This is a genomic window from Brevundimonas staleyi (assembly GCF_041893865.1).
Lineage (GTDB): Bacteria > Pseudomonadota > Alphaproteobacteria > Caulobacterales > Caulobacteraceae > Brevundimonas > Brevundimonas staleyi.
Genome location: NZ_CP169082.1, coordinates 1,939,447 through 1,965,769 on the forward strand (window position 1 = coordinate 1,939,447; position 26,323 = coordinate 1,965,769).

31 protein-coding genes are annotated in these 26,323 nt (G+C 67.6%); 16 read left to right on the forward strand and 15 right to left on the reverse strand.

The features are described 5' to 3' along the window. Positions 1–2: 2 nt before the first annotated feature. The 8 genes from sufC (at position 3) to ACETK8_RS09750 (ending at position 6,413) form a co-directional block, all read left to right on the forward strand. On the forward strand, positions 3–752 hold the full coding sequence (sufC, locus tag ACETK8_RS09715) for a Fe-S cluster assembly ATPase SufC (RefSeq protein ID WP_374039292.1): 750 nt from the start codon (positions 3–5) through the stop codon (positions 750–752). After that, a complete protein-coding gene (sufD, locus tag ACETK8_RS09720) occupies positions 749–1,771 on the forward strand; it encodes a Fe-S cluster assembly protein SufD (protein WP_374039293.1) in 1,023 nt (340 codons plus the stop codon). The genes sufC and sufD overlap by 4 nt, the downstream gene beginning before the upstream one ends. Beyond that, the gene (locus ACETK8_RS09725) at positions 1,750–2,988 is read left to right on the forward strand and encodes an aminotransferase class V-fold PLP-dependent enzyme (RefSeq protein WP_374039294.1); all 1,239 of its coding nucleotides are present in this window, start codon (positions 1,750–1,752) and stop codon (positions 2,986–2,988) included. The genes sufD and ACETK8_RS09725 overlap by 22 nt, the downstream gene beginning before the upstream one ends. A 5-nt stretch (positions 2,989–2,993) precedes the next feature. Beyond that, positions 2,994–3,383, forward strand: coding sequence for an SUF system Fe-S cluster assembly protein (locus tag ACETK8_RS09730; RefSeq protein ID WP_374039295.1), 390 nt, complete (start codon positions 2,994–2,996; stop codon positions 3,381–3,383). Between the two features lie 7 nt (positions 3,384–3,390). Beyond that, positions 3,391–3,789: a HesB/IscA family protein gene (locus ACETK8_RS09735; RefSeq protein ID WP_374039296.1), complete on the forward strand. Its 399-nt coding sequence runs from the start codon at positions 3,391–3,393 to the stop codon at positions 3,787–3,789. 1 nt (position 3,790) lies between these two features. Beyond that, on the forward strand, positions 3,791–4,789 hold the full coding sequence (locus tag ACETK8_RS09740; protein ID WP_374039297.1) for a methionine ABC transporter ATP-binding protein: 999 nt from the start codon (positions 3,791–3,793) through the stop codon (positions 4,787–4,789). A 135-nt stretch (positions 4,790–4,924) separates the two neighbouring features. Continuing rightward, complete coding sequence (locus ACETK8_RS09745; protein ID WP_374039298.1) at positions 4,925–5,587, forward strand: methionine ABC transporter permease; 663 nt, start codon at positions 4,925–4,927, stop codon at positions 5,585–5,587. Positions 5,588–5,609: 22 nt separating this feature from the next. Beyond that, complete coding sequence (locus ACETK8_RS09750; RefSeq protein ID WP_374039299.1) at positions 5,610–6,413, forward strand: MetQ/NlpA family ABC transporter substrate-binding protein; 804 nt, start codon at positions 5,610–5,612, stop codon at positions 6,411–6,413. Positions 6,414–6,617: 204 nt separating this feature from the next. Here ACETK8_RS09750 and ACETK8_RS09755 read toward each other — a convergent pair whose 3' ends face one another. The 3 genes from ACETK8_RS09755 to ACETK8_RS09765 form a co-directional block, all read right to left on the reverse strand. Beyond that, positions 6,618–7,397, reverse strand: a complete 780-nt coding sequence (locus tag ACETK8_RS09755; protein ID WP_374039300.1) for a lysophospholipid acyltransferase family protein — start codon at positions 7,395–7,397, stop codon at positions 6,618–6,620. A 34-nt stretch (positions 7,398–7,431) separates the two neighbouring features. Next, a complete protein-coding gene (locus ACETK8_RS09760; RefSeq protein ID WP_374039301.1) occupies positions 7,432–8,487 on the reverse strand; it encodes a GGDEF domain-containing protein in 1,056 nt (351 codons plus the stop codon). 114 nt (positions 8,488–8,601) lie between these two features. Further along, positions 8,602–10,125, reverse strand: coding sequence for a DEAD/DEAH box helicase (locus ACETK8_RS09765; protein ID WP_374039302.1), 1,524 nt, complete (start codon positions 10,123–10,125; stop codon positions 8,602–8,604). A gap of 295 nt (positions 10,126–10,420) precedes the next feature. Between ACETK8_RS09765 and ACETK8_RS09770 the strand changes: the two genes are divergently transcribed. Together ACETK8_RS09770 and ACETK8_RS09775 are read left to right on the forward strand one after the other, a co-directional pair. Then, complete coding sequence (locus ACETK8_RS09770; protein ID WP_374039303.1) at positions 10,421–10,780, forward strand: hypothetical protein; 360 nt, start codon at positions 10,421–10,423, stop codon at positions 10,778–10,780. A gap of 487 nt (positions 10,781–11,267) precedes the next feature. Continuing rightward, entirely contained in the window at positions 11,268–12,059 is a 792-nt protein-coding gene (locus ACETK8_RS09775; protein WP_374039304.1) for an MATE family efflux transporter, read from the forward strand. On the opposite strand, the gene ACETK8_RS09780 is transcribed toward ACETK8_RS09775, so the two are convergent. From ACETK8_RS09780 to ACETK8_RS09810, 7 genes are all read right to left on the reverse strand, one after another. After that, positions 12,056–14,149 (reverse strand): DNA topoisomerase IV subunit B, encoded by a 2,094-nt coding sequence (locus tag ACETK8_RS09780; protein ID WP_374039305.1) that lies wholly within the window; start codon positions 14,147–14,149, stop codon positions 12,056–12,058. The genes ACETK8_RS09775 and ACETK8_RS09780 overlap by 4 nt on opposite strands. Next, positions 14,115–15,461 (reverse strand): O-antigen ligase family protein, encoded by a 1,347-nt coding sequence (locus ACETK8_RS09785; protein ID WP_374039306.1) that lies wholly within the window; start codon positions 15,459–15,461, stop codon positions 14,115–14,117. The genes ACETK8_RS09780 and ACETK8_RS09785 overlap by 35 nt, the downstream gene beginning before the upstream one ends. Before the next feature lie 35 nt (positions 15,462–15,496). Beyond that, positions 15,497–15,901, reverse strand: a complete 405-nt coding sequence (locus tag ACETK8_RS09790; protein WP_374039307.1) for a hypothetical protein — start codon at positions 15,899–15,901, stop codon at positions 15,497–15,499. A gap of 68 nt (positions 15,902–15,969) precedes the next feature. Continuing rightward, positions 15,970–16,257 (reverse strand): type II toxin-antitoxin system RelE/ParE family toxin, encoded by a 288-nt coding sequence (locus tag ACETK8_RS09795; protein ID WP_374039308.1) that lies wholly within the window; start codon positions 16,255–16,257, stop codon positions 15,970–15,972. After that, positions 16,254–16,514, reverse strand: a complete 261-nt coding sequence (locus ACETK8_RS09800) for a hypothetical protein (RefSeq protein ID WP_374039309.1) — start codon at positions 16,512–16,514, stop codon at positions 16,254–16,256. Before ACETK8_RS09800 ends, ACETK8_RS09795 begins: the two co-directional genes overlap by 4 nt. Before the next feature lie 50 nt (positions 16,515–16,564). Then, positions 16,565–17,149: a GNAT family N-acetyltransferase gene (locus ACETK8_RS09805; protein WP_374039310.1), complete on the reverse strand. Its 585-nt coding sequence runs from the start codon at positions 17,147–17,149 to the stop codon at positions 16,565–16,567. 54 nt (positions 17,150–17,203) lie between these two features. Further along, on the reverse strand, positions 17,204–19,540 hold the full coding sequence (locus ACETK8_RS09810) for an ATP-dependent helicase (protein WP_374039311.1): 2,337 nt from the start codon (positions 19,538–19,540) through the stop codon (positions 17,204–17,206). A 148-nt stretch (positions 19,541–19,688) separates the two neighbouring features. Here ACETK8_RS09810 and ACETK8_RS09815 point away from each other — a divergent pair, with 148 nt between their 5' ends. Then, a complete protein-coding gene (locus ACETK8_RS09815; RefSeq protein WP_374039312.1) occupies positions 19,689–19,991 on the forward strand; it encodes a hypothetical protein in 303 nt (100 codons plus the stop codon). A 205-nt stretch (positions 19,992–20,196) separates the two neighbouring features. Here the strand turns inward: ACETK8_RS09815 and ACETK8_RS09820 are convergent, their stop codons facing one another. Together ACETK8_RS09820 and ACETK8_RS09825 are read right to left on the reverse strand one after the other, a co-directional pair. Beyond that, a complete protein-coding gene (locus ACETK8_RS09820; RefSeq protein ID WP_374039313.1) occupies positions 20,197–20,940 on the reverse strand; it encodes an SIMPL domain-containing protein in 744 nt (247 codons plus the stop codon). Between the two features lie 14 nt (positions 20,941–20,954). Then, complete coding sequence (locus ACETK8_RS09825) at positions 20,955–21,179, reverse strand: ribbon-helix-helix domain-containing protein (RefSeq protein WP_374039314.1); 225 nt, start codon at positions 21,177–21,179, stop codon at positions 20,955–20,957. A 73-nt stretch (positions 21,180–21,252) separates the two neighbouring features. Between ACETK8_RS09825 and ACETK8_RS09830 the strand changes: the two genes are divergently transcribed. Both ACETK8_RS09830 and ACETK8_RS09835 read left to right on the forward strand, forming a co-directional pair. Next, positions 21,253–22,014, forward strand: coding sequence for a Coq4 family protein (locus ACETK8_RS09830; RefSeq protein WP_374039315.1), 762 nt, complete (start codon positions 21,253–21,255; stop codon positions 22,012–22,014). A 104-nt stretch (positions 22,015–22,118) separates the two neighbouring features. After that, complete coding sequence (locus ACETK8_RS09835; protein ID WP_374039316.1) at positions 22,119–23,033, forward strand: DMT family transporter; 915 nt, start codon at positions 22,119–22,121, stop codon at positions 23,031–23,033. 174 nt (positions 23,034–23,207) lie between these two features. On the opposite strand, the gene ACETK8_RS09840 is transcribed toward ACETK8_RS09835, so the two are convergent. Genes ACETK8_RS09840 through ACETK8_RS09850 form a run of 3 tightly spaced genes read right to left on the reverse strand, consistent with a single transcriptional unit; the run spans position 23,208 to position 24,825 of the window. After that, positions 23,208–23,387, reverse strand: a complete 180-nt coding sequence (locus ACETK8_RS09840; RefSeq protein WP_374039317.1) for a hypothetical protein — start codon at positions 23,385–23,387, stop codon at positions 23,208–23,210. A 2-nt stretch (positions 23,388–23,389) separates the two neighbouring features. Next, positions 23,390–23,566: a DUF4169 family protein gene (locus ACETK8_RS09845; protein WP_374039318.1), complete on the reverse strand. Its 177-nt coding sequence runs from the start codon at positions 23,564–23,566 to the stop codon at positions 23,390–23,392. Positions 23,567–23,568: 2 nt separating this feature from the next. Continuing rightward, the gene (locus ACETK8_RS09850) at positions 23,569–24,825 is read right to left on the reverse strand and encodes a patatin-like phospholipase family protein (protein ID WP_374039319.1); all 1,257 of its coding nucleotides are present in this window, start codon (positions 24,823–24,825) and stop codon (positions 23,569–23,571) included. Between the two features lie 141 nt (positions 24,826–24,966). Here ACETK8_RS09850 and ACETK8_RS09855 point away from each other — a divergent pair, with 141 nt between their 5' ends. From ACETK8_RS09855 to ACETK8_RS09865, 3 genes are all read left to right on the forward strand, one after another. Then, positions 24,967–25,206, forward strand: a complete 240-nt coding sequence (locus ACETK8_RS09855) for a DUF2171 domain-containing protein (RefSeq protein ID WP_374039320.1) — start codon at positions 24,967–24,969, stop codon at positions 25,204–25,206. A gap of 225 nt (positions 25,207–25,431) precedes the next feature. Further along, positions 25,432–25,824: a YccF domain-containing protein gene (locus ACETK8_RS09860; protein WP_374039321.1), complete on the forward strand. Its 393-nt coding sequence runs from the start codon at positions 25,432–25,434 to the stop codon at positions 25,822–25,824. Between the two features lie 84 nt (positions 25,825–25,908). Continuing rightward, a complete protein-coding gene (locus ACETK8_RS09865; protein WP_374039322.1) occupies positions 25,909–26,316 on the forward strand; it encodes a hypothetical protein in 408 nt (135 codons plus the stop codon). Positions 26,317–26,323 lie beyond the last annotated feature (7 nt).

The window sequence follows — 26,323 nt, forward strand, 5'->3', positions numbered from 1 at the left end:
ACATGCTCTCCATCTCCAACCTCCACGTTTCCGTCGGCGACAAGCCGATCCTCAAGGGGCTGACGCTCGACGTTCCCGCCGGCGAAGTGCACGCTATCATGGGGCCGAACGGGGCGGGCAAGTCGACGCTGGGCTACGCCCTGTCGGGCCGGCCGGGCTACGAGGCGACCGAGGGCGCCGTCGAGTGGAACGGCCAGGACCTGCTGGGTCTGGAGCCGGCCGAACGGGCGGCCAGGGGCGTCTTCCTGTCCTTCCAGTATCCGATCGAAATCCCCGGCGTGCCGGCCCTGACCTTCGTGCGCACGGCCCTGAACGCCCAGCGTCGCGCGCGCGGCGAGGACGAGGTCTCGGCGCCCGACTTCCTGAAGCTGGTCCGCGCGGCGTCCAGGGCGCTGAAGATGGACTTCGACATGCTGAAGCGGCCGCTGAACGTCGGCTTTTCCGGCGGCGAGAAGAAGCGGATGGAAATCCTGCAGATGGCCCTGCTGGAGCCGTCGCTGCTGATCCTCGACGAGACCGATTCCGGCCTGGACATCGACGCCCTGCGGATCGTGTCCGAGGGGGTGAATGCGCTCCGCCGCGAGGACCGCTCGATGCTGGTCATCACCCACTATCAGCGCCTGCTCGACTACATCAAACCGGACCGGGTCCATGTGCTGGCCGCCGGCCGCATCGTCGCCTCGGGCGGCCCGGAATTGGCGCTGCAGCTGGAGGCGGAAGGGTACGACAAATACCTGCCGGTCGCCGCGTGACCATCCAGCCCAGGATCGACCTGACCGACGCCTCGACCTTCCCGTCACGGAGGGTGGAGGCGTGGAAATACAGCGACCTGCGCCGATATCTGCGCGAGGCGCCTGAGCCGTCGCCGACGACGGCGGTCGGTCCGCCGGGACCGTTCTACGACCTGGGCGGGGAGGCGATCGTCTTCGCCAACGGCCGTCCGCTCGGCGTCACCGACTTCATCGCCTCGGGCGAACAGACCCTGCGTCTGCGCTTCATTTCGCAGGCCACGGAGACGGGCCACACCGCCTCGGCCCGCGTCGTGGCGCGTCCGGGCGCGAAGCTGCTTCTGCTGGAAACCCATGAGGGGTCCGGCTCGGCCTATGTCGCCCACAACAGGCTCGACATCGACGTGGCCTCGGGCGCCGAGGTGACCCGCATCGTGCTGGTCGAAGAGCCCGAGGACGCCATCTCCATCACCGACATCGATGTGAAGGTGGCGAAAGGCGGGACCTATCGTCAGACGACCATCACGACGGGCGCGAAACTGCAGCGCCAGACCACAACCCTCGCTCACGGCGGGGAGGGCGCCGACGTCCGCATCGACGGCCTCTACGCCCTGTCGGGATCGCGCCAGTCGGACCTGACCAGCGTGGTCCGCCACGAGGGCGAGGGCGGCGTCACCTCGCAACTGACCAAGGGCGTCGCCTCCGACACCGCGCGCGGCGTGTTCCAGGGCAAGATCGTCGTCGAACGCGGCGCGGACGGTACGGACGCCCGCATGGGCCACCACGCGCTCATTCTCGGCGAAAGGGCCGAGATCGACACCAAGCCGGAGCTGGAGATCTATGCCGACGACGTGCAGTGCGCGCACGGCAATACGATCGGCAATCTGGACGAGTCGGCCCTGTTCTACATGCAGCAGCGCGGCATTCCGGCGGACGAGGCGAGGGCGCTTCTGACCCAGGCCTTCCTGTTCGAGGTGGTCGACCGCATCGACCACGAAGACGCGCGGGAGGTGGTCCGGTCATGGCTGACGGATCGACTCTGAGCCGCTTCGACCCCTACGCCGCGCGCGCCCAGTTCCCGATCCTGTCGCGGACGGTGAACGGCAAGCCTCTGGTCTATCTGGACAGCGCCGCCTCGGCCCAGAAGCCGCGTGCGGTCATCGACGCCCTGACAGGGGCGATGGAGGGGAGCTATTCCAACGTCCATCGCGGCCTGCACACCCTGGCCAACGAGACGACCGAAGCCTTCGAGGCGGCGCGCGAAACCGTCGCCCGCTTCCTGAACGCCGAGAGCGCCGAACAGATCGTCTGGACCAAGGGCGGGACCGAGGCGATCAACCTTGTCGCGGCCGGACTTGGTCAATCATTGAAATCCGGCGACGAAATCGTCGTCACCCAGATGGAGCACCACGCCAACATCGTGCCTTGGTCCATGCTGCGCGACAGGCTGGGCGTGATGCTGAAATGGGTGCCCGTGCTGGACGACGGCTCGCTGGACATGGCCGGCCTCGCCGCCCTGATCGGACCGAGGACGAAACTGGTCGCGGTCACCCAGATGTCGAACGTGCTGGGCACGATCAACGACGTCCGCGCCGTCGCCGACCTGGCCCATGCGGCGGGCGCGCTCGTGCTGGTCGACGGCTGTCAGGGGGCGGTCCACTGCGCGCCCGACGTTCAGGCGCTGGATTGCGACTTCTACGTCTTCACCGGCCACAAGCTGTATGGCCCGACCGGCATCGGCGGCCTCTACGGCAAGCGCGCCGCGCTGGAGGCCCTGCCGCCGTATCAGGGCGGGGGCGAGATGATCGGTACGGTGACGGAGGAGCGCGTGACCTACGCCGCCGTGCCGCACCGGTTCGAGGCGGGCACGCCGCCCATTCTGGAGGCCATCGGTCTGGGCGCGGCGCTGGACTGGTTCATGGGCTTCGACCGGACGGCCGTCGCGGCGCATGAGAAGGCGCTGTACGACCGGGTCGTGGACCGTCTGTCGGGTCTGAACTGGCTGCGGATCATCGGCGAGGCGGAAGGGAAGGGCGCGATCCTGACCTTCACCGTCGAAGGCGCCCACGCCCACGACGTGGCCCAGATTCTGGACCGTTACGGCGTCGCCGTCCGGGCCGGGACCCACTGCGCTGAGCCCCTGGCAAAAAGGTTTGGCGTGACGTCGAGCGCGCGAGCCAGCTTCGCCCTATATAACACCGTGGAGGATGCAGATGCCTTCACCGACGCGCTGATCAAGGCGCGGGAATTCTTCGTGTGAGTGAGATGACGGACCGGCCTATCAGCACGAGCGAAACCTTCGCCGAAGCCTGGGACGAACCCCAGAAGACGGCCCTGCCTCAGGCCGAACTCGACCGGCTGACCGACGACCTGATCGCGGCGCTGAAGACCGTCTACGACCCGGAAATCCCGGTCGACATCTATGAGCTGGGCCTGATCTACAAGGTCGATCTGTCGGACGATCGCGACGTGGTCATCGACATGACCCTGACCGCGCCCGGCTGCCCGGTGGCCGGCGAGATGCCCGGCTGGATCGAGGATGCGGTGATGAAGGTGGATGGGATCAAGTCCGCCCGCGCCAACCTGGTGTTCGACCCGCCGTGGGATTCGTCGAAGATGAGCGACGAGGCCAAACTGGCCCTGAACATGTTCTGAGGACGCGATGACCGAGCTTCAGACCACGACCCGCCCCCGCCGCCCGCGCCCCAAGGTGGTGACCCTGACCGAGGCCGCCGCCGCCCGCGTCGGCGAGATCATGGCCAATGCGGAGAAGTCCTATGTGGGTCTGCGCGTCGGGGTGAAGAACGGCGGCTGCGCCGGTCAGGAATACACCTTCGCCTACGCCGAGGAGATCGCTCCGCTGGACGAGGTGGTCGAGGACAAGGGCGTCACCATCCTGATCGAGCCCAAGGCGGTGCTGTTCCTGATCGGGTCGGAGATCGATTTCGAGACGTCCAAGCTGTCGTCCAAATTCGTCTTCCGCAATCCGAACGAGACGGACGCCTGTGGCTGCGGCGAGAGCGTCACCATCATCCCGGCCGCCGCCCTGGACGCCGACTGACATGATCCGTCTCGAGGGGGTGACCAAGCGCTACCGCAGCGCGGCGGGTGAGCGCGTGGCGCTGGACGCCGTCGACCTGCATGTAGCCAAGGGCCAGGTGTTCGGGGTGGTCGGTCGATCGGGCGCCGGCAAGTCGACCCTGATCCGCACAATCAACCGGCTGGAGACCCCGGACGGCGGGCGTGTCGTCGTCGGCGGTCAGGACATCACGGCGATGAAGCCGGCCGAACTGCGCGCCGCGCGTCGCCGGATCGGCATGATCTTCCAGCATTTCAACCTGCTGAACTCCAAGACCATCGCCGAGAACGTCGCCTTCCCGCTGAAGCTGGAAGGCCGCCCCACCGCCGAGATCGAGGCGCGGACCGCAGAACTGCTGGACCGGCTGGGCTTGGCCGAACACGCGAAGAAGCATCCGGCCCAGCTGTCGGGCGGTCAGAAGCAGCGGGTCGGCATCGCCCGCGCCCTGGCTTGCGGTCCGGAGGTTCTGCTGTGCGACGAGGCGACCAGCGCGCTGGATCCCGAGACGACCGACGAGATCCTGACCCTGCTGGACGGACTGAACCGCGAACTGGGCCTGACTATCGTCCTGATCACCCATCAGATGGAGGTGGTGCGCCGGGTCTGCGACCGCGTCGCCGTCTTGAAGGATGGGCGGATCGTGGAGGAGGGGGCGACGGCCGATGTCTTCCTGCACCCGCAGTCGCCTGTGACCCGCGCCATGCTGGCCGAGGGCGAGGACGGGGAGGGGTATGACGCCTCGGTCGTGCCCGCCGGCGGACGGCTGGCCAAACTGACCTTCCGGGGCGGCTCGACCTATGAGCCGGAGCTGAGCCGCGTGGCCCGCACGACCGGCGTCGACTATTCCATCCTGTCCGGTCGCATCAGCCGCATCCGGGGCGAACCCTATGGCCAGATGGTCGTGGCCTTCACCGGCGGCGACGCCGACGCCGCGACGGCGCAACTGACCGCGCGGGGCGTGGTGGTGGAGGCGCTCTCGTGACTGCGCCACTCCATGCCGTCATCCTCGGGCTTGACCCGAGGATCGGACGCTCAGCGAACTGTGCGTCAGGCCGGTCGCATAGACAGGCGGATAATCCGATCCTCGGGTCAAGCCCGAGGATGACGGAGTAGGGGCATGGATTTTTTCACAAACATCGACTGGCCGGAGATTGCGCGGGCGACGCGCGACACCCTGCTGATGCTGTTCGGGTCCATGGCCCTGACAGTCGTGTTCGGCGTGCCTCTGGGCGTCCTGCTCTATCTGTCCGGCAAGGGGCGGTTGGCGGCCAATCCGGTGCTGAACGCCGTGCTGTCGCTGGTGGTCAACATCCTGAGGTCGGTGCCCTTCATCATCCTGCTGATCGTCATGTTGCCGGTGACGGTGCTGCTGGTCGGGACCTCGCTGGGCGTCGCCGGCGCCATTCCGCCGCTGGTCGTCGGGGCCGCGCCCTTCTATGCGCGCCTGGTCGAGACCGCTCTGCGCGAAGTGGACAAGGGCGTGGTCGAGGCGACCCAGGCCATGGGCGGTTCGACCTTCCAGATCGTGACCCGTGCGCTTCTGCCCGAGGCCATGCCTGGCATCATCGCCGGCGCCACGGTCACGGCCATCGCGCTCGTCAGCTACACCGCCATGGCGGGCGTAGTCGGCGCGGGTGGCCTCGGCGACCTCGCGATCCGCTTCGGCTATCAGCGGTTCCAGACGGATGTCATGGTGGTGACCGTAGTTCTGCTGCTGGTCCTCGTACAAATTCTGCAGATGATTGGTGACGCCGTCGTCGCTAGGGTCTCGCACCGCTGACTTCTGACTGATTGAGACCTCCATGCTTCGACGTTCCCTGATCCTCGCCGCCGCCGCGCTCGCTCTCGCCGCCTGCGGACAGGGGGCGGAGAAGGCCGCCGACGGGTCGGCGCCGCTGATCGTGGGCGCGACCGCCGTGCCGCACGCTGAGATCCTGGAGTTCATCAAGCCGACCTTGGCGGCCGAAGGTTTCCCGATCGAGATCAAGGTCTTCAACGACTACGTTCAGCCGAACACCCAGCTGGCCGAGCGCCGGATCGACGCCAACTACTTCCAGACCAAGCCCTATCTGGACGAGTTCAACGCCGCCCGTGGATCGAACCTGATCACCGTCGCCGGCGTCCACGTCGAACCGCTGGGCGCCTATTCGCGGAAGCATACGGCCCTGGCCGCCATCCCGAACGGCGCCGATGTCGCCCTGCCGAACGATGCCTCCAACACCGGTCGTTCGCTGTTGCTGCTGCAGTCCGCCGGTTTGATCACCCTGCGCGACGGCCAGAACCCGCTGCAGACGGTGCGCGACATCGCGGGCAATCCGAAGAACCTGCGCTTCCGCGAGATCGAGGCCGCGACCCTGCCGCGCGTCCTGGACCAGGTCGATCTGGCGGTGATCAACACCAACTATGCGCTGGACGCCGGGCTGAAGCCCCGCACGGATGCTCTGGCGCTGGAAGGCGGCGACAGCCCCTACGTGAACTATCTGGTCGCCCGCCCCGACAACCAGAACGACCCGCGCGTGCAGGCCTTGGCGCGCGCCCTGCGCAGTCAGGCGGTGAAGGACTTCATCGCCCAGAAGTACGACGGCGCGGTGGTGCCTGCGGCGTAAGTTTTCCTTCTCCCCTTGCGGGAGAAGGTGGCAGCCGAAGGCTGACGGATGAGGGGTACGAAGACGCAGACGAGATGAGTTGAGCAGACGCTCACGGGTGGCATCTACGGTCACCCCTCATCCGACCTCGCATAGCCTGTCCTCCGGCCGATCAGAGATCGGACCGGGGGGCTCGGCCACCTTCTCCCGGAAGGGGAGAAGGGGTTACTGTGCCCTCGCCGCAGCCTTCCGCACCTCGTCCGGCGTCGGGACCAGCACGTTCGGGACGACCGATCCGCCGCGCGCTTCGGCGATCAGCTCGGCGGTGCGCGCCTCGACCACGCTTTCCAGTCGCGCGAGGAACTCCTCCTTGCCGAGGCCGGTCGGGATGACGTCGAGGAACTCCAGCGTCGCCGTGCCCGGATGCTTGGCGAAGTCCTCCTGCGGCCAGAAAAGGCCGAGGTTGGACGCCAGGGGCACGACCGGCATGTCGAAGTCGCGGTACATGTGCCAGACGCCGGAGCGGTAGCGGAACTTCTCCCCGACCTTGGCCAGATTGCCCTCGGGATAGATCAGGATCTTGCGGCCCTCGGCATGGGCGGTGGCGCCGCTCTGCTTCAGCGAATCCCGCGCTTCGCGGCCGCCGCAGTTGTTGACGACGATGGCGCCCAGCTTCTTGAGCACTGTGCCCAGGAGCGGGAACTTCTCCAGATGGTCGCCGGTGACGAAGGCCAGGTCGTCGAACTGGTCGTAGGTGGCGAAGCCGTCGCCCCAGCTCTGGTGCTTGGAGGCGATGATGAAGGCGCCGGCGGGCAGCCGTTCCTTGCCACGCACCTCGATCCGGATGCCGGCGAAGACCCGCATGGCCTGAACCATCCGCTTCACATAGCGGCGGATCACCCAGGCGGTGGCGTCACGCCCTGGCGCGAGCGCGGCGAAGGCGGCCGTCAGCCCATAGCCGATCGACAGGAACCAGTAGGCGATGTTGAAGGTCAGGCTGCGCATCAGGAGAGCCTAGCCCGGAATCGACGCGGACGTCCTACGCCGCTTCGTCCATGCGTTCGCCGTTGGTGACCCGGTTCCGGCCGCCGCGCTTCGACGCGTAGAGGGCCTCGTCGGCACGGTCGAGCAGGGAGGACCCGCTCTCGCCCGGACGTCGCTGGGCCACGCCGGCGGAGATGGTCACGGCTCCGAGTTCGTCATTGGTCGAACGACGACGCAGGGCTCGGGTGCCGACTTCCTCGCGCATGGCGTTCAAGGCGGCTTCAACGGCCGAGGCGCTCTCGGTCGGGAAGATGATGGCGAACTCCTCGCCGCCATAGCGGGCGGCGACGCGCGGCGCCTTGGAGACGCGGCCGATCACGCTGGCGACGTAACGCAGGACCTGATCGCCGGTCTGGTGGCCCCAGGTGTCATTGAACCGCTTGAAGTGATCGATATCGATGACGGCCAGGCTCAGGGTCTGGCGCTTCTTCTCGGCCTCGTCGCATGCGCGCAGAAGCTCTTCGTCGAAGGCCTTGCGGTTGGCCAGGTTCGTAAGGGCGTCCGTCATGGCGTCGCGGCGCACCTGTTCCAGGTGTTCGCGCAGGCGGGCGACCTCCTTCGTCGAGTTGGCCAGACGCTTCTCGAGCGTGGCGTTCTCGGCCTGGACCTGGGTCGTGGCCTTGGTCAGCTTGGAGACGACGCCGAGGAGGGCGGTCGGTTCCGAGGCGCCTTCCAGATGGGCCGAGGCGCCGGCCAGGGTTTCGCCATAGGCGGCCTGCGACCGCTGGGCCTTGGCGATGGCTTCCGAGACGGTCGACAGTTCGCGGTTCAGCACGGCGCCGGCGTCGCGGATCTCTTCCGACAGGCGGCCGCGTGGCAGGTATTCGGCGGCCAGCATCTCGGCCGTGCCCTCGGTGAAGGCGTCGCCGGCCTTCAAGAGGCGGGTCATTTCCTGACCCAGGGCGCCGTCGGGGTCGCCGAGGAAATGCAGCCAGAGTTCGAAATTCAGGGGGGTCGGCCAGACGCCGGCACGCTCCATCTCCTCGACCGCCTTGCGGGCGAGGCCGAAGGCTTCCGGCCCCCGGAGCGTGGTCTGCACCTGTGTGGACATTCTGTTTTCCCGACCGGCGCTCTTTGTGACGCGCTCTACGGACCGGACCCTAGACCGACGATCCGTAACGCCGGGTTAAGCGGAGCCGCAAAATCGGGAAAACAGAACCTAAGTTCAACCTTTGCGCGTCACCGGGCGACGCAGGAAGGCAGGGATGTCATTGCCGAAGCCGACGCCCTCGCGGGCCGGCGGGGCGTCGCGGTCGGTGCGGCCGCCGGGACGGCGATCGGCCTGACGCAGGCGCGGTTCGGCGGCCGGACGCGGGGCGTCCTCGACCGGGACCAGGACGTCGGCGGGCACGGTTTCGACGACGGTCTCGGTCTCGACCTTCTTGCCGCGACGGCTGCGGGTGCGACGGGCGGGCGCCTCATCCGAGGCGGCGGGGGCAGGGGCGGCGTCCGCGACCTCTGCTACGGCTTCGGGAGCGGAGCGTTCGCCACGGCCGCGACCACGGGTCGGCTTGTCGTCCGATTTGGCCGGACGGCGACCGCCGCCCAGGTTCGACCAGTCGATGTCCAGCACCAGCTCTTCAGGGGCCATCTTGATCAGCTTCAGGACCTTATCCAGACCCTTGTCGTCGGCCGGGGTCACGATCATGAAGGCCTGACCCTTGCGCCCCGCGCGGCCGGTCCGGCCGATGCGGTGGACGTAGTCGTCGGCGTGGTGCGAGACGTCGTAGTTGAAGACGTGGCTGACGTCCGGGATGTCCAGACCGCGCGCGGCGACGTCGGAGGCCACCAGGATCTTCAGGGCGCCCGAGCGGAAATCGGCCAGGGTCTTCATCCGCAGCGACTGATCCAGGTCGCCGTGGATCGGCGCGGCATCGAAGCCGTGCGACTTCAGCGACTTGGCGACGACGTCGACCTCGGACTTGCGATTGCAGAAGACGATGCCGTTGCGGACGTCCTCACGCGCCACCAGCTCGCGCAGGGCCGCGCGCTTGGCCTTGGGATCCGAGGTCGGGATGCGGACCAGATACTGGGTGATGGTGTCCGCCGTCTGGGCCGGGCGCGAGGCCTCGATCCGGGTCGGGTCCTTCAGGAACTGGGTCGTCAGACGGGTGATCTCCGGCGGCATGGTGGCCGAGAAGAACAGGGTCTGGCGCTTGGGCGGCGTCAGTTTGAAGATGCGTTCGATGTCGGGGATGAAGCCCATGTCCAGCATGCGGTCGGCTTCGTCGATGACCATCAGCTCCACGCCCGTCAGCAGCATCTTGCCGCGCTCGAACAGGTCCAGCAGACGGCCCGGCGTCGCGATCAGGACGTCGACGCCCTTGTTCAGGGCCGCGACCTGGTCGCCCATGGAGACGCCGCCGATCAGCAGCACCCAGGAAAGCTTGGTGCCCTTGGCGTATTTCTCGAACGACATGGCGACCTGGTCGGCCAGCTCGCGGGTCGGAGCCAGGACCAGGGCGCGGGGCATGCGGGCCCGGGCGCGACCCTTGGACAGGCGGTCGATGAGGGGGAGGGTGAAGGCGGCGGTCTTGCCGGTGCCCGTCTGGGCGATGCCCAGAACGTCGCGACCGGCGAGGGCCACCGGAATGGCCTGGGCCTGAATGGGGGTCGCGGTCGTATAGCCGGTGTCGGCGACCGCCTGCAGGGTCGTGGGCGCGAGGCCCAGTTGAGAGAATTCGGTCATGCGTCCTTAGGACAATGGGTCCGAAACCGGGGGCTTCGGATGGGACTGTTCGGCCGGCGCGAGACGAGCCGGGCGATAGGGGCCGCACCATCGGAGCGCGGCGGGGAGATGCGCGGAACCACCCTGTCTCTTGGGCGAGCGGGTGGCGCGTCTGCCAGTCCTGTCCCGTACGGGGCCGCATATAGAAGCCCCCTCGAGATAGTCAAGTATTCGCAAGGGTATGGCCGCGCTTGGCAATTCGTGAACGAACGTTAATATTAGGGCCGGGGATGAGGATGCCGCGTAGGGGTATGGCATGAGGAAGATGATCGGCGCGCTCGCGCTGGCGGCCGCCGTGGCCGCGCCTGTTTCGGCCTCGGCGCATATCGAGGAAGTCTTCGGCAACACCGTCTTGTCCCGCTATCCGGACGGCGGCTGGGTCAAGCACTGGTTCGAACGCGACGGCACATACTCCGCCGAGTTTTCCGACGGGCGGCGGCTGGCGGCGCGCTGGCGGGTCGAGGGCGAACGCATCTGCCTGAACGGCATCCGTCCGGCGTTCATGATGATCTCCCGCTTCTGCTCCCCCATCATCGAGGCCAATGTCGGCGAGACCTGGGTCTCGCGCGATCCGTTGGGCCGGCGAGTGACGAACGTCCTGCAGCGCGGGCGGTAGGGGCGGGGTCCGGTTCGGGCCGGACTCCAAAACACCGTCCGAAGCGTCCGAAGAGTCCGAAGCGTTCGGATCGTCCATGGCCTGATGATGCGTCCCTTCTGTGGAACCGAGCAGTATGGGGGCGTTTCGAGGGGCGTTAAGGAAAACGGCTCCTGAAAGATCGGGGCATTGTTTCGATTGGTGAAATGGGACGATCCTTTGCCAACTCCTCCAGTTTCCTTCTCCCCTTGCGGGAGAAGGTGGCGGGCGAAGCCCGACGGATGAGGGGTATGAGGACGCGAAGGAGATGGGTGGTGCTTACTCGGTCAGAGTGAGTGTCACCCCTCACCCGATCGCGCCAGAACGACGGCTACGCCGCCGTGCGCGATCTCCCTCTCCCGCAAGGGGAGAGGGTCTCATATTATCCGGGCAATATTGACGGGCCGTATTTAACCCGGATAAATCGCCCCTCGCCAAACCGTGCTAAACGACGGTTGGGGGAGACGTGATGCAACAGGATCTGACGCAGGGCTCGATCACCGGGAAACTGGCGGGGATGGCGGGGTTCATCGGCATCGGCCTGGTGTTCCAGACCCTGATCGCCCATCCGCTGAAGCTGCTGAAGCCCGACTGGAGCGTCTGTCGTCGGGTCGTGGGCATCGGCCTGCCGACGGCGGGCGAGTTCCTGTTGATGTTCGTCATCACGGCCGTCGTCTATGGCGTCATCCGCCAGTTCGGCAGCGAGGCCCAGGCGGGCTACGGCGTCGGCGCGCGGGTGATGCAGTCCATCTTCCTGCCGGCCATGGCGGTCTCCTTCGCCGTCGCCCCTGTAGCGGGCCAGAATTTCGGAGCGGGTCGGGCGGACCGGGTTCGCCGCACGGTCCGGGACGCGGCGGTGATTTCGTCGAGCCTGATGCTGGTCTTGACCGGGATCTGTCAGGTCTGGCCGCACGCCATGATCGCCGTCTTCGCCCACGATCCGGCTGTGATCGACGTCGGCGCCCTGTTCCTGCGGATCGCCTCGCTGAACTTCCTGGCGACCGGCTTGATCTTCGTGGCCTCGGGGACCTTCCAGGCGCTGGGCGACACCCGGCCGGCGCTGTGGGGCAGCGTGTCGAGGCTGATCACCTTCGCCGGCCCCGCCATCTGGCTGTCGGCCCAGCCGTGGGCCCGGCTGGAGCAGATCTGGTACCTGTCAGCGACCTCGGTCGCGCTCCACTGCCTTGTCGCCCTGTGGTTCTTGCGCGGCCAGTTGCGGCTCAAGCTGGCGGGACTGACGCCGAGAGAAGCCGTCGCCTAAACGTCCAGATCAGCTTGCGCGAACTGCGCGTTGTCCTGGATGAAGCGGAAGCGGGCGTCGGCCTTCTTGCCCATCAGGCGTTCGACCAGGTCCTCGATGTCGTCCTCCGAGTCCGGCACGGTGACGCGGGCCAGGGTGCGCTTCTTCGGGTCCATGGTGGTCTCCTTGAGCTGGGAGGCCATCATCTCGCCCAGACCCTTGAACCGGCCGATCTCGGTCTTCTTGCCCTTGAAGACGGTGGCCATCAGCTCGTCGCGGTGGGCCTCGTCGCGGGCGTACTCGGACAGCGGGCCGGCCGAGATCCGGTAGAGCGGGGGCAGGGCCATGAAGAGGCGACCCTGACGGATCACCTCGGGCATGGAGCGATAGAAGAAGGTGATCAGCAGGGCCGCGATGTGGGCGCCGTCCACGTCGGCGTCGGTCATGATGACGATGCGCTCGTAACGCAGGGTCTCGATATCGAAGCGCGGTCCCGGCGTGACGCCGAGCGCCAGGGTCAGGTCCGACAGCTCCACGTTCGCCCGCAGCTTGTCCGCCGTGGCCGAGGCGACGTTCAGGATCTTGCCACGCAGGGGCAGGATGGCCTGGGTCTGGCGGTCGCGCGCCTGTTTGGCCGAGCCGCCGGCCGAGTCGCCCTCGACGATGAACAATTCGGTGCCGTTGGCCGACTGGCGCGAACAGTCCGACAGCTTGCCGGGCAGGCGCAGCTTCCGCGTCGCGGCGGCGCGCTGGACGTCCTTGTCCTTGCGGCGGCGCAGACGGTCCTCGGCCCGGTCGATGACGAAGCCGAGCAGGGTGTTGGCCTGTTTCGGGCTCTCGGTCAGCCAGTGGTCGATCGGGTCGCGCAGCAGCTGTTCGACCAGACGCGCGCCCTCGGGCGAGGACAGACGGTCCTTGGTTTGGCCCTGGAACTCCGGATTGCGGATGAAGACCGAGATCAGGGCGCCGGCGTTGGCGATGACGTCCTCGGCCGTGATCTGGCCGGCGCGCTTCTCGTTGGTGAGTTCGCCATAGGCCTTCAGGCCCTTGACCAGGGCGGCGCGGAAGCCGGCCTCGTGGGTGCCGCCGTCGGGGGTGGAGACGGTGTTGCAGTAGGACTGGACGAAGCCGTCGGACTCTCCGAAGCCGATGGGGGACCAGGTCACGGCCCATTCGACCGCGCCCGCCTCGCCCTTGCGCTCCACGCGACCGGCGAAGGCGGGGGTGACGGTCTCCAGCTCGCCCACCCGTTCGGCCAGGGCGTCGGCCAGGCCGCCTGGGAAGTGCAGGATGGCGCTGGCGGGCGTCGCGTCGGTGATCCGCTCGGGCGCGCAGGTCCATTTGATCTCGACGCCGCGGAACAGATAGGCCTTGGACCGGGCCATGCGGAACAGGCGGGCGGGCTTGAAGGCCGCGCCGACGCCGAAGATCTCGGCGTCCGGATGGAAGCGGATCAGGGTGCCGCGCTTCTTGGACGGCTGGATCTGCTGGATCGGGCCTTGCGGGATGCCCCGGCTGAAGGACTGTTTCCACTCGAAGCCGTCGCGCCAGACGGTGACGTCCAGAAGGTCGGACAGGGCGTTGACGACCGAGACGCCGACGCCGTGCAAACCACCCGAAGTTTCATAGGCCTTGCCCGAGAATTTGCCGCCCGAGTGGAGGACGGTCATGACCACCTCCAGCGCCGACTTGCCCGGATGCTTCGGGTGGGGATCGACCGGGATGCCGCGTCCGTCGTCGCGCACAGACAGGACGCCGTCGGCGTCCAGATCGACGGTGATCAGCTTGGCGTGCTTGGCGACGGCCTCGTCCATCGCGTTGTCCAGGACTTCGGCGAACAGGTGGTGCAGGGCGCGTTCGTCGGTGCCGCCGATATACATGCCGGGGCGTTTGCGGACGGGCTCCAGCCCTTCCAGCACCTCGATCGACGAGGCCGAATAGCCGGCGCCCGGCACGAAGGGTTCGCTGCCGGTCAGCTTGGGCGCGGGAGGCGGCGTCGGGGCGGCCGCGGGGGCCGGCTGGGCGGCTACCGGCGCGGGCGCGGCCTTGGGTTCCTCGGGCTTGGGCTCGGGGACGTCATCGAACAGGGAAGGGGCGTTGGACGCGGACATGGGCGGAGTGTGCGGCGATTCGGGGAGCCGTCTGGTAGGCCCGTCGCCGTCCTGTCGCAAGCGGAGCCCGAACCGGATCGGGGGAGAAGGCCAGCGCTCGCGCCAGAATGGCCAGGAGCAGCGTCCAGGGCAGGTTGGCGTGGCTGAGCAGCACCGACTCCGACAGGCTGAGCAGGAGGAAGACCAGCAGGTATCCGATGGCGAAATAGCCCTCGCGCGCGCCAGAGCCGGGGATGCGGAAGACGCTGACCACGGTGGCGAGGGCGACGGTGATCCCCACCGTGATCGCGCCCGGCCAGCCGAGCTGGATCAGCAGGTCGATCCAGCCGTTGTGCGCCGACGGCACCGGCCATTGGGTCTCGGCGCGGATGAAGGCGGCGGGCACCGACTCCCGGCCCCAGAAGGCCTGATAGCCGAAGCCGGTCCATGGCCGTTCGGAGACCTCGCGCATCAGGGCCTCCCAGATGTCGGTCCGGCCGGTCAGGGACGGGTCCTTGCCCAGCGCCTTCAGCACCATGGCCGGGTCGGTGATGAAAACGTAGAGCGCGCCCGCCGTCAGGACGACGCCGAACCACAGGGCGATGATGGCGAAGGCCGCGCCGCCCTGCTTCATGGCCCACAGCCCCGCCACCGCCCCCGTGCCGAGCATCAGGCAGAGCAGCGAGGTCTTGGACTGGGTCATCAGGACCAGGAAGACGCAGATGACCAGGGTGATGGCGGGCGTCAGACGTCGCGGATCGCCCGAGGCCAGACAGGCGGCGGCGGCCACGGCCCCGGCCGACATGACCAGACCCATCTGGTTCTTCTCGTACCAGAGCCCGCGCCAGAGCCCTGCGTTCTCCAGCTGGTGAACCCCAATGGAGGGGAAGGCGAGGGCCATGATGACGCTGCCGACCCCCATGATGAGGCAGGAAATCATCAGCATGCGCGGCAGGTGACGCCCGCCAAACGCAATGCCCAGATAGATGGAGAAGGCGGATGAGATGGCCATGGCGATGACCCGGCGCTGGGTCACTCCGGGATCGATCGACCACCATTTGGAGGCGAAGGCCTGAAGCACCAGCACCGCCAGGATCAGCCAGGCGGGCCAGGCGCGAACCAGAACATGAGGCCGCACGGCGATCAGCCCGGCGATGATGGCATAGACCGGCAGCCAGATCAGGCGAAGGATCGGCGTCTCTTCCTGCGTCGGGGCAAAAACCGGGCCGATGAAGGCCTGGGTCAGGATGATGACGACGAGGATCGCCGCCGCCTGTTCCCACAGGGGCGGGCCGGGGTCGCTCAGATCGCGGGAATCGGCCGGTGCGTACACAGGCCGAAAGGTCGCCGATCGCGGCTAACGAACCGTTAGTATTCGTTGCGGGCCAGAAGGGCGTCGAGGCGTGCAACGGCGGCGGTGTCCGAGACGTGGGAGGCCTTCAGCGCACGCGCGTCCTCCAGCACGCCGTCGCCGCAGCGCAGCTCCTCCATCCGGGCCTGGACCGCGCGATCCTGGGCCGAGTTGTCGCCGCCGATCTCTCCGGCCAGGAAGTTGCACCGCACCTCGCGCCACTCGACGGCGTCGATGGGATTGGTCGGCTGGACGTTCATCGCCAGATAGCGGTCCTCCAGCGCACGCCAGGCGGCGTCTTCGGGCGTCTCGGCCTGAGGCGCGGCGGGGGCTTCGGTCTGGACCGGAGCGGCGGGCTGGGCCGCAGGCTGGCAGGCGGCGAGCGTCAGGGCCGCGAGGCCCATGGTGATGATGCGAGACATGGATTTCCCTCCCCAGGGTATTGAACCGCCACGGTGACCCGAAAGCCGGGTGTTGGGAAGGGCACGGCTTAGGGCGAGGGGCTGCGATCCTGGCGGGTGTGGAAGAAGCGGACCACGAAGATATCGGTCGAGCGGACCACGTAGCAGATGACATAGCCGTCGCGGCCGTAGTCCACGCTCGTCTCGCGCCACCCGTACTCGGTCTCCATGCCCAGCAGGGGATGATCCCGAAGCAGGTCGAACTTGTGAAGGATGGTGTCGAGCGCATCGTCTGCGGACCGGGGCGACCGCTCCGCGAGCCAGTCGATTTGCGCGTCGAGGTCGCGCCGCGCCTGAGCCGAGATCCGGACGATCACGTCCGTTCGGCGAGCTTCTGCTTCATGCGAGCGAGCAACTCAGGCCGCACCTCGTCCCAAGGGCGACCTTCTTCGTTCAGGTCGTGATTGGAGACGTGATCGGTCTGCCGCCCGCCGAAACCGTCCTCGACAGCGAGGGTCTGACGCAAAAGGTCGGCTGCCAATGTTTCCGGGGCGACGCCCATGGCCTTGGCCTTCTCCGCGATCTTGGCGGAGAGATAGTCGTCCAGGGTGAGGTTCAGAGCACCGTCCGCCATGAGGTCAGTCTACCTCGACACGCCAGATCCGACAAATGGAGCCACCTCAGTCACAGCGGTCGATACCAGAACTGCAGCGGCTTCTTCGTCTCCTCCGCATCGCCGACGTCACGCCACGAGAAATCGGCCACGACACCGTCCAGCACCTGATACCCGCGCGCCAGCCAGAAGGGGTCGAGCGGGCGGTATTCGAGGGGCCGGGCCGGATGATCGGCGGGGCGCTGGACGCCGCAGAAGGCGATGTAGCGACGGCCCAGCTCCCGCGCATGGGCCTCGCGCAGGTCGAAGAAGGCGTGGCCCAGACCTCGACCGCGATAGGCGGGCAGGAGGACGGATTCGGCGCAGTAGAAGATGTCCGACAACGGCAGGTCGGTCCCGGCGAAGGGGGCTGCGAACTCCTCCGCATGATCCTCCATCGGCGCGCCGGTGGCGGCCCCGACCAGGACGTCGCCGTCGAAGGCGCCGACCACGACCGCGCCGGCCGAGTTGCGGAAACCTTCCAGATAGCGCCGCTCGTAGTCCAGGTCGCCGTCGTAGAGGTAGGGCCAGTCACGGAAGACGGTGATGCGCAGGCGCGCGACATCGTCCAGGGCGGCGTCGAGATCACCGCCCCGAAGGGCGCGGGTCTGGATCATGGGGGGCTCGGCGTCGTCGGGAACGGCGATTTGTGTACGCGGAACGCGCCGGGCTCAATCCGCCTTTTCGACGAAGGTGTCGATGACCTTCTTCTCGCCGGCCTTGTCGAAGGTGACGGTCAGCTTGTTGCCCTCGATCACCCGCACCGAGCCGTAGCCGAACTTCTGGTGGAAGACGCGCTGACCCTTCTTGAAGCCGGCGCCAGTCTTGGGGTCGGCGGTGGCGACGAGGCGGCCTTCGCCCTCGATGACGGTGTTGCGGGCCGGGCGGGCGGCGGGGGCGCGGGACGCCGTGACGGCCTGGGCTCGCTGCCAGCCGGGCGAAGTGTAGCCGGCGCCGAAGGACGGGGCGTCGTCCCAGCGGTTCTTGGCCTCTTTCATGCCGGCCGAGGCGCCGTAGTAGCCGGTGTCCGACTCGGCCTCGACATGGGCGATCGGCAGTTCGTCGACGAAGCGGCTGGGCAGTTGCGAGGTCCAGCGGCCGTAGACCAGCCGGTTGGCCACGAACGAGATCCGCGCGTCCTGTTTGGCGCGAGTGACGCCGACGTAGGCGAGGCGGCGTTCTTCCTCCAGCCCCTTTTCGCCCTTCTCGTCGATGCTGCGCTGGCTGGGGAAGACGCCTTCCTCCCAGCCGGGCAGGAAGACCAGCGGGAACTCCAGCCCCTTTGCGCCGTGCAGGGTCATGATCTGCACCGCATCCGACGCCGGGCCGCGATCCATGTCCATGACCAGCGACACGTGTTCGAGATAGGTGCCCAGGGTCTCGAACGACTGCATCGCCTGGGTCAGTTCCTTGAGGTTGTCGAGGCGCGCCGGGCCGGTGGCGCGGTCGGCCTTCTGCATGTCGGTGTAGCCGCTCTCTTCCAGCACGGTCTCGGTCAGGAGCCAGTGGCGGGTGTCGGCGGCCAGGGCCCGCCAGCGATCGAGATCGCGCACGAAGGTCGACAGGGCCGTGCGGGTGCGGGCCTGAAGCTCGTCCGACGTGATCAGGTCGCGCACGGCCGCCATGGCCGAGACGCCGTTGTGCCGCGCGATCTGCAGGATCTTCTGGACCGAGGTGTCGCCGATGCCGCGCTTGGGCACATTGACGATGCGCTCGAATGCCAGATCGTCGTCCTCGGACTGGATCAGGCGCAGATAGGCGTGGGCGTCGCGGATCTCGGCCCGCTCGAAGAAGCGCGGGCCGCCGATGACGACATAGGGGATGGCCAGGAGAACGAACCGCTCTTCGAAGGCTCGCATCTGAAACGACGCGCGAACAAGGACGGCCATATCCTTGTAATTCATGCCGGAGCGACGGGCGGTTTCGATCTCGTCGGCGATCAGACGGCTTTCGGCCTCGCCGTCCCAGACGCCGCGCACCCGGACCTTGTCGCCAGACTGGTCCTCGGTCCACAGGGTCTTGCCGAGGCGGTCGCGGTTGGCGGCGATCAAGCCGGACGCGGCCCCCAGGATGTGGCTGGTCGAGCGGTAGTTGCGCTCCAGCTTGACGATCTTGGCGCCGGGGAAGTCCTTCTCGAAGCGCAGGATGTTGTCCACCTCGGCGCCCCGCCAGCCGTAGATCGACTGATCGTCGTCGCCGACGCAGCAGACGTTGCCGGTCGAGGACGTCAGCAGCCGAAGCCACAGATACTGGGCGACGTTGGTGTCCTGGTATTCATCGACCAGGATGTAACGGAATCGACGACGATATTCCTCAGCGATATCCGCATGTTTCGACAGGATCGTGAGGTTGTGTAGCAACAGGTCGCCGAAGTCGCAGGCGTTCAGCGTGGCCAGTCGCGACTGGTAGGCGGCGTAGAGCGTCTGGCCCTTGCCGTTGGCGAAGTCCTCGCCGGACGGCAGTTTCTCGGGCGTCCAGCCGCGGTTCTTCCAGTGATCGATCAGCCCGGCCAGCGACTTGGGCGTCCAGCGCTTGGTGTCGATATTGGCGGCTTCCAGCAGCTGTTTCAGCAGCCGCTCCTGATCGTCGGTGTCCAGGATGGTGAAGGTCGACTTCAGCCCGACCAGTTCGGCATGGCGACGCAGGATCTGGGCCGCGACCGAGTGGAAGGTGCCGAGCCAGCGCAGCCCCTCGGCCGACGGCCCGATCAGATGGGTGATCCGCTCGCGCATCTCGCGCGCGGCCTTGTTTGTGAAGGTGACGACCAGCAGTTCCCACGGCCTGGCCCGGCCGGTGGCGAGGATGTGGGCCAGACGCGTGGTCAGGACGCGGGTCTTGCCCGTGCCGGCGCCGGCGAGGACGAGGACGGGGCCTTCGGTCGTCTCGACGGCCTCGCGCTGCTCGGGGTTCAGGCCCGACAGATAGTCCGGAACATCGTGCGCCACGCCGCCCGGACCGCGCGAGCGGGCGAGGTCGGAGATACGGGGCGCGGGCAGGGAATCGGTCAAGCGGAGGCACTCGTCGTCGAAAGCGGATTCGAGAACATAATGAGCACATGAGGCAAAGTCAGGCCCTCTCGCCACTGTCCGCTACCGGAACTCGTAAGCACGGCCGGTGTTTCAGACGCCACAGGGAGAGCGAGAGAGGGAAAACCCCATGACGGATCCAAACATGCCGCCGCCCGAGCGGCACACCACGGTCGTCGAGCGCCGGAGCAGCGGCGGCGGTAGCGTGATCGCCTTCATCGTCGGCGGCCTGCTGGTGCTGGTGGCCATCATCGGCTTCGTCGTCTGGAACGGCGGCGGGGCCTCGATCGCGGACAAGGCGGCCGAGACCAATGTCGATGTCGACGTGAACCTGCCGGACCTGCCCGATGCGCCGAAGCTTCCGGACGCCCCGACGCTTCCGCCGGTCGAACCGCCGACCCTGCCGTCGCCGGGCCCGCAGCCGGCGAACTAGGTGCGATCATCTCCTCCCTGTTCGCCGCTTGGCGAATGGGGAGGTGGCGCGACGCGACTTCGCGTCGTGACGGAGGGGGCGAGGTGATGTTGAAGTGAGGGCTGGTGTGGCTCGCTCGTCGAGACCCGGTCGCCCCCTCCGTCAGCTCGCGAAGAGGCTCGCTGCCACCTCCCCATCGCTGCGCGACAGGGAGGAGACGTGCTTCTCAGCGCAGCTGGTAGGTCACCGTCGCGACCACCCGCACCCGCTTGTCGAGCGAAGTGGATTCCGTGTCGACGTCCTCCCGCGCCAGGATCTCGAACGACCCTTGCGTCGCCTGTTTGATCGGGCCCAGCGGTGCGCCGGAGTCCTTGGCGAACTGTTCGGCGCCGGAGCGGGCGGAGGCCGTGGCTTCGGCGATCATCTCGGGGCGGACGTCGTTCAGCTTGGTGAAGACATAGGTCGGGGCGGTGAAGTCCAGCAGGACGCCCTGACGGACCAGGTCGTTCAGGGCGCGCTCCGTCTGGGCCACGCGGGCGACGTCGGTCGTGCGGACCGTGACGCTCTGGGCCACGACGAAGTGCGGTGTGCCGGGCGAGGGGGCATAGCTCTGGGCCTGGGTGTCGGTGACCTCCAGACGCCCGACCGAGACGATGTCGTCGCCGTAGCCTTGCGCGCGCAGGAAGGCGCGGACCTTGCCGAGATCGCCGTCGATCTGGGCCTGAACGGCCGGCAGTTCCTCGCCGGCGACCGTGAAGCGCAGCGACAGGATGGCCAGGTCGGCCGTGACGTTGCGCTCGGCGACGCCCCGCACCGTGACCTGTCGGTTGCCGGTATTGGCGTTGACCACGCCCCCGCCGACGGCCAGCCCGGCCCCGATCAGGCCGATGGCGATGAAGCCGCCGATGATGGCGGGCGGGATGAGGGTACGGTCGAACTGCACGGCGGCGCTCCAGGTTGAGGCGGCCACGATGCGCCTGAATTTCAGGGTTCGCTCGTGACCCTTTCTGACGCGACATGTTGAAGCGCCAACAGGCGGCAGGCGGAGGCGAGGGGGCGGCGTCCGCGCGTCTCGTCGACCCAGACCAGCAGCCCGGCATGGCTCAAACCCCGCTGTGCCGCGATCCGATCCAGCACGGCCCAGAATTCGGGCTCCAGCGCCACGGAGGTGGCGTGGCCGGCGAGGACGACGGAGCGTTTCTTGAGCACGGGATCTCCGGTCGGCGGCTTTAACGGGCGAGTCAGTTGCGATAGGATACGCGAGTTCGCGCGAGGATTTTCGATGACGATGGACGCCGCCGTCTACCCCGACGAGTTCGAGGTTCTGAAACCCCGCCGCATGCGGCCGGTGACGGCGTTTCGCGCCTTCCAGCGTCTGATCCGCGACAAGGAAGACACCGCCCAGGTGTTCGAGATCATGCGGGCCCTGACGGGCAAGTCGGACGCCGTCGGCTATGACCGTCTGCTGAAAACGGCTGAGGGCGGCAGACAGGCGTTTCTGCGCGACGAGCTGGCGCTGAAGCTGGACGATCCGGAATGGCTGGGCCGGTTCGGGCCGGGCACGGTCGGCGGCGAGTACCGGGCGTTCCGCGAGGCGCGGGGCTTCACCGCAGAGGGGCTGGCCGAGGCCGGCCGCGACGTCTCGCCCGAGATCGAAGCCCAGCATCCGGTCATGTGGTACACACGCCGCCTGCGCGACATCCACGACATCTGGCACGTTCTGACGGGCTATGAGACCGATGCCCTTGGCGAGGCCTGCGTCGTCGGCTTCTCCTATGGCCAGACCAACAGCCTGGGCTTCGGCTTCATCGGCTGGGGCGCGGCGCGCGAAATCCAGCGCGAGAACCGGTCGATCCCGGCTCGGCGCGCGGTGTGGCAGGCGTGGCGGAACGGACGGAAGGCGCAGTGGCTGCCGGGGCTGGACTACGAGGCCCTGTTCGCCGAGCCGCTGGAGACCGCGCGGGCGCGTCTCGGCATCCGTCCGGCGACCATCTACGCCGCCGTGCCCGCCGCGGATCGGAACGCGCTGAAGCTTCGGGCCTGACATAAGTCGAACTTGTCAGCAGTCTTCCGGATCGCGGTTGCGCCGGAGGCGGCCCGGCGGCATCTGCGACGGCGTCCATTCCATCCTGTCGCCGGTGAGTCGTCTTGAGCCTGTCCGATCTGCGTAGGCCCTCCGCCGGGGCTCTGGCCATCGCCGGTGTCGTCGTCTGCGCCGTCATCTGGGGCACGACCTGGTACGCCATCACCTGGCAGCTGGGGACGGTCGATCCGGTCGCCTCCCTGACCTGGCGGTTCGGTCTGGCGGCCCTGATCATCCTTGTCGGCTGCGCGCTGACGAAACGCTCGCTGAAACTGACCCGCGCCCAGCATCTGGCGGCCCTGGGGCAGGGGGCGTTCGTTTTCGCCGTCTCCTATACCTTCACCTATGCGGCGGAGGGTCATGTCACCTCGGCCATCGTGGCCGTGGTCTTCGCCTCGCTGGCCTTCCTGAACCTCGTCCTGTTCCGTGTCTTCGTGGGCCAGAAGGCCTCACGCGAAGCCTGGATCGGGGCGACCCTCGGCATCGTCGGGGTGGCGGTGCTGTCGGGCGGAGAGGCGCTGAGGGCCGGGTTCGACGACCGGGCGGTGCTGGGCATCGGCCTGGCCTTCCTCGCGGTGCTGAGCTCTACCGTCGGCAACTATTTCTCGTGGAAGGGCCAGCAGCTCGGCTCGGCCATCCTGCCCCAGACCGGCTGGGCGATGGCCTACGGCACGGCCATGCTGGTGTTGCATGGACTGGTGACGGGCGCGCACTTCAGCATCGACGTGTCCCCCGGCTACCTGATCTCCCTGGCCCATCTGTCGATCCTGGGATCGGTCGTGGCCTTCCTCGTCTATTTCGCGGTGGCGCGGGCCAAGGGATACGCCTTGGCCAGCTACATCTCGGCCCTGACGCCGCCGATCGCCATGCTGGTCTCTGTTGCGTTCGAGGACGCCCGGTTTGGCTGGACGGCGCTTCTGGGCCTGTTGCTGGTGCTGGCCGGTCAGGCCCTGCTGATCCGCGCGCCGAAGGTCAGCTAAGGCAGGTATCGCTCGCTACCCACCACCGTCATCCTCGGGCTTGTCCCGAGGATCCATCGTTGAGCGGCCTGAATGTATGATCAGGGAGCACGTCTGGCCGAGTTGGAATTGGCACCGCGCGCGTTGCGGGAACATGGATCCTCGGGACAAGCCCGAGGATGACGAAAGACGAGGCTAGCGGAACCAGCCGCGCTTCTTCGGCCGCGCCTCGGCCTTGGCCGCCTTCTTCGCCGCGCGCTCGGCCTCTTCCGTCTCGCGCCGCTCGCGGATGGCCTTGGCCTGACGGATGGCGATGAGGGCGATCAGGCCGTGGCGGGTCTGCGAGGGTCGGTTCGGCGTATAGGTCGCACCCATGGTCAGTCCTCCAGCTTGGTCTGATCCAGAAGCCGCGACTGGCGCTCGCGTTCCGTCTTCGCCGCCGTGCGTTCCGCCTTGGTCAGTCCGTGGGTGACCCGATTTGCGGCGGCCTGAGCCTTGTCGGCGGCCTTGTCGCGGGCCTTTCGGGCGCGGTTCAGATTGATGATCTCGGCCATGGTCAGCTCTGTGGGGCCGGCAGGGGTTCGGTCGGCGAGGTCTGGGGCGTCTTGGGCCGAAGGGCCTCGGGCACGGCGTCGGGCGCGATCTCGGTCGGCGTCGCCGGATGCTCCATCGTCGCGGTGTCCAACCGGACCCAGGCGCGGCCGTCGCGCGCCAGGGTCTGGCCCAGTTCGAACAGGGCGTTCATCGTCTCCTGATCGAAATCGGCGCTGGACGCCTCGACATTGCCGGGGATGGCCGAGAGCGACAGGGCCATGCCGTTCCGCCGCGCGAAGGCCGTCGTCGCCGTCAGATGGGTCCGCAGCGAGGCCTTCGACATGCTGTCGTAGCTCCGCATCAGGATGGAGGTCAGGCGGCCGGGCGTGGGAGCGTCGTTCCGCTCCGTCTGGCCGTTGACCACGACATACAGGGCGCTCTGGGCCGCGCCGGGCTGGCGTTCGCGGGTCCACAGCAAGAGCGGCTCGGGAATGGCCAGGAAGGGCGTGTTGACCCCGCCGTCGACATGCATCTCCATGACCACGGTGTTGTCCGGCTGCAGCCCCGCGATCAGCATGGGCGGGAAGACGCCGGGAATGCTGGCCGAGGCCACCAGCACCTGTTTGAACAGGGTGATGGCGTTCTCGTCGCCCTGGGTCGCCAGAAGCCCCATGTCCCAGATGATCGTGTCCTGGCTATCCAGATCGGTCGTGGCGACCAACAGGCGGCGGCCGGCGGCGTGCTCGCGCGCGATGGCTTGCAGCAGCTCCGGCGTGACGTTTTCGTCGACCAGATTGCGCAGGGCCGAGTTGCTGAACAGGCTGGGGTAGAGGAAGGCCGCGAAGCTCCTCCAGCTCAGCAGATTGCTGGCCCCGCCGTCGGTGTAGGCGGCCTTCAGCTGCGGATCCCACTCCGAACCCAGGAAGGCGAAGGGCGCGGCCAGGGCGCCGGTCGAGACGCCGGTGACGATATCGAATTTCGGCCGATCGCCATGCTCGGTCCAGCCGACCAGAAGCCCGGCGCCGTAGGCCCCATTGGCCCCGCCGCCGGACAGGGCCAGCATCGTCATCGACCCGCCGTGGCCGAAGCGCTCGCCGATCTCGTCCGAGAAGGCGCTCAGGCGCGCCGTGTCGCTGGAGCGAATGCGCGGATCCTGGGCCGGCAGCAGGGCGCCGTCGGTGATCCGCACAGGCCCATCCGGCCGCTGCAGCGTGCCGCAGGCCGAGACCGAGAGCATCAGCCCGAGACCGAGAAGGGCGGCGATCCAGCGTCTCATCATCGAGGGGTCCGAACGGAGCGGGGAGGCGGTCAGACTAACCGCTCAGGGCGACGGCTGTCACCGCATCCACAGCGTCACGGTTTGAAACCCGCCATGGACCGGGACGTTTCCCGGACCGGCAAGCATTCAAGGAGAAGCGCCATGGTCGATATCAGCCTCATCAAGGAACACCTCGAAGTCGTCGGGTCCGACGGTGGGCACGTCGGCCGGGTGGACCATGTGCTGGGCGACCAGATCGAACTGGCCAAGCTGGACCTCGCGGGTGGCTTCAAACACCACCTGATCCCGGTCAGCTGGGTCGACTATGTCGACGACGACAAGGTGCGCCTGAACCTGACGCAGGACCAGGCCAAGGCCCAGTGGACCGAAAAGCCGCACTGAGCATCCTTGGCGCCTATGGTCGGGACGCGGTCGCTCCCGACTTGAGGCCCGGCGCCTATGGTCGGGACGCGGTCCCTCCCGACTTGAGGCTGGGCCCTATGGTCGCGACGCGGTCGCTCCCGATTTGAGGCGGCTTACGACGATTTAACCAGGGCCCCGCTGCATCGGCGGGGCCTTTCGCCTATCTAGGGTCTGTCGGCGCTTCGCCGACGGGGAGACACGTCCTTGATCCGCTTCATCCTGAACGTCCTGTGGTTCATTCTCGGCGGCTGGGTTTCGGGTCTGTTGTGGCTGCTGGGCGGAGCGATCCTGGCCATCACCATCGTCGGTCTGCCCTGGACGGCCGCCGCCTGGCGGATCGCCAGCTACTCCTTCTGGCCCTTCGGACGCGAGGTCGTCTGGGGCGGCGAGGCGGACGGCAAGGACATCGGCTGCTTCGGCGTGGGTCTGAACGTGATCTGGTTCATCGTCGCCGGCTGGTACATCGCCCTGTCGCACCTGATGCTGGCGATCGCGGACTTTCTGACCATCATCGGCATCCCGTTCGGCCTGAAGCATCTGGAGCTGGCCAAGCTCGCCCTTGCCCCCGTCGGCGCGACGATCCGCGACAAGCCCTGACCACATCTGACGACCGGCGTTACCGGAATCGCATTTCCTCCCTGTACGGCCTAGCGTCGCCGTTCCAACAGGGAGGAAAAAACCATGCGTATTCTGATTGCCGCCGCCGCGCTCTGCATGCTGGCCGCTTGTGGGTCCAGCGAAGACACGACCAAGGCCTCCAACGAAACCGCCGCGGATAGCGCCGCCGCTACCGGCGAAAGCGCCGAAGGGGTGCAGAGCGTGTCGTTCAAGGTGGACAACGCGACCACCCACACCCTGACGCACCTCTTCATCTCGCCCGCCGCGTCCGACACCTGGAACCGCGACATCCTGGGCGATCAGACGGCCGCCCCCGGGGCGACCATCGACGTCACCATCGACGACGACGTCGAGAGCTGCATGTACGATTTCCGCGCCCACTTCGATAACGACGCCGACCTGGACGTGCGGGGCATCGACGTCTGCAAGCTGGAAGGCCAGACGGTCACCGTCTCCGAGAACGCCGGCTGAAGCCGGA

Coding starts and splice junctions, on each gene's coding strand:
- ACETK8_RS09750 (WP_374039299.1), top strand. CDS start 5,610: ATGCTTCGACGTTCCCTGATCCTCGCCGCCGCCGCGCTCGCTCTCGCC.
- ACETK8_RS09855 (WP_374039320.1), top strand. CDS start 24,967: ATGGTCGATATCAGCCTCATCAAGGAACACCTCGAAGTCGTCGGGTCC.
- ACETK8_RS09755 (WP_374039300.1), bottom strand. CDS start 7,397: ATGCGCAGCCTGACCTTCAACATCGCCTACTGGTTCCTGTCGATCGGC.
- ACETK8_RS09740 (WP_374039297.1), top strand. CDS start 3,791: ATGATCCGTCTCGAGGGGGTGACCAAGCGCTACCGCAGCGCGGCGGGT.
- ACETK8_RS09815 (WP_374039312.1), top strand. CDS start 19,689: ATGACGGATCCAAACATGCCGCCGCCCGAGCGGCACACCACGGTCGTC.
- ACETK8_RS09735 (WP_374039296.1), top strand. CDS start 3,391: ATGACCGAGCTTCAGACCACGACCCGCCCCCGCCGCCCGCGCCCCAAG.
- ACETK8_RS09725 (WP_374039294.1), top strand. CDS start 1,750: ATGGCTGACGGATCGACTCTGAGCCGCTTCGACCCCTACGCCGCGCGC.
- ACETK8_RS09850 (WP_374039319.1), bottom strand. CDS start 24,825: ATGATGAGACGCTGGATCGCCGCCCTTCTCGGTCTCGGGCTGATGCTC.
- ACETK8_RS09760 (WP_374039301.1), bottom strand. CDS start 8,487: ATGTCCACACAGGTGCAGACCACGCTCCGGGGGCCGGAAGCCTTCGGC.
- ACETK8_RS09800 (WP_374039309.1), bottom strand. CDS start 16,514: ATGGCGGACGGTGCTCTGAACCTCACCCTGGACGACTATCTCTCCGCC.
- ACETK8_RS09780 (WP_374039305.1), bottom strand. CDS start 14,149: ATGTCCGCGTCCAACGCCCCTTCCCTGTTCGATGACGTCCCCGAGCCC.
- ACETK8_RS09790 (WP_374039307.1), bottom strand. CDS start 15,901: ATGTCTCGCATCATCACCATGGGCCTCGCGGCCCTGACGCTCGCCGCC.
- ACETK8_RS09865 (WP_374039322.1), top strand. CDS start 25,909: ATGCGTATTCTGATTGCCGCCGCCGCGCTCTGCATGCTGGCCGCTTGT.
- ACETK8_RS09775 (WP_374039304.1), top strand. CDS start 11,268: ATGCAACAGGATCTGACGCAGGGCTCGATCACCGGGAAACTGGCGGGG.
- sufC (WP_374039292.1), top strand. CDS start 3: ATGCTCTCCATCTCCAACCTCCACGTTTCCGTCGGCGACAAGCCGATC.
- ACETK8_RS09770 (WP_374039303.1), top strand. CDS start 10,421: ATGAGGAAGATGATCGGCGCGCTCGCGCTGGCGGCCGCCGTGGCCGCG.
- ACETK8_RS09765 (WP_374039302.1), bottom strand. CDS start 10,125: ATGACCGAATTCTCTCAACTGGGCCTCGCGCCCACGACCCTGCAGGCG.
- ACETK8_RS09730 (WP_374039295.1), top strand. CDS start 2,994: ATGACGGACCGGCCTATCAGCACGAGCGAAACCTTCGCCGAAGCCTGG.
- ACETK8_RS09805 (WP_374039310.1), bottom strand. CDS start 17,149: ATGATCCAGACCCGCGCCCTTCGGGGCGGTGATCTCGACGCCGCCCTG.
- ACETK8_RS09840 (WP_374039317.1), bottom strand. CDS start 23,387: ATGGGTGCGACCTATACGCCGAACCGACCCTCGCAGACCCGCCACGGC.
- ACETK8_RS09830 (WP_374039315.1), top strand. CDS start 21,253: ATGACGATGGACGCCGCCGTCTACCCCGACGAGTTCGAGGTTCTGAAA.
- ACETK8_RS09745 (WP_374039298.1), top strand. CDS start 4,925: ATGGATTTTTTCACAAACATCGACTGGCCGGAGATTGCGCGGGCGACG.
- ACETK8_RS09845 (WP_374039318.1), bottom strand. CDS start 23,566: ATGGCCGAGATCATCAATCTGAACCGCGCCCGAAAGGCCCGCGACAAG.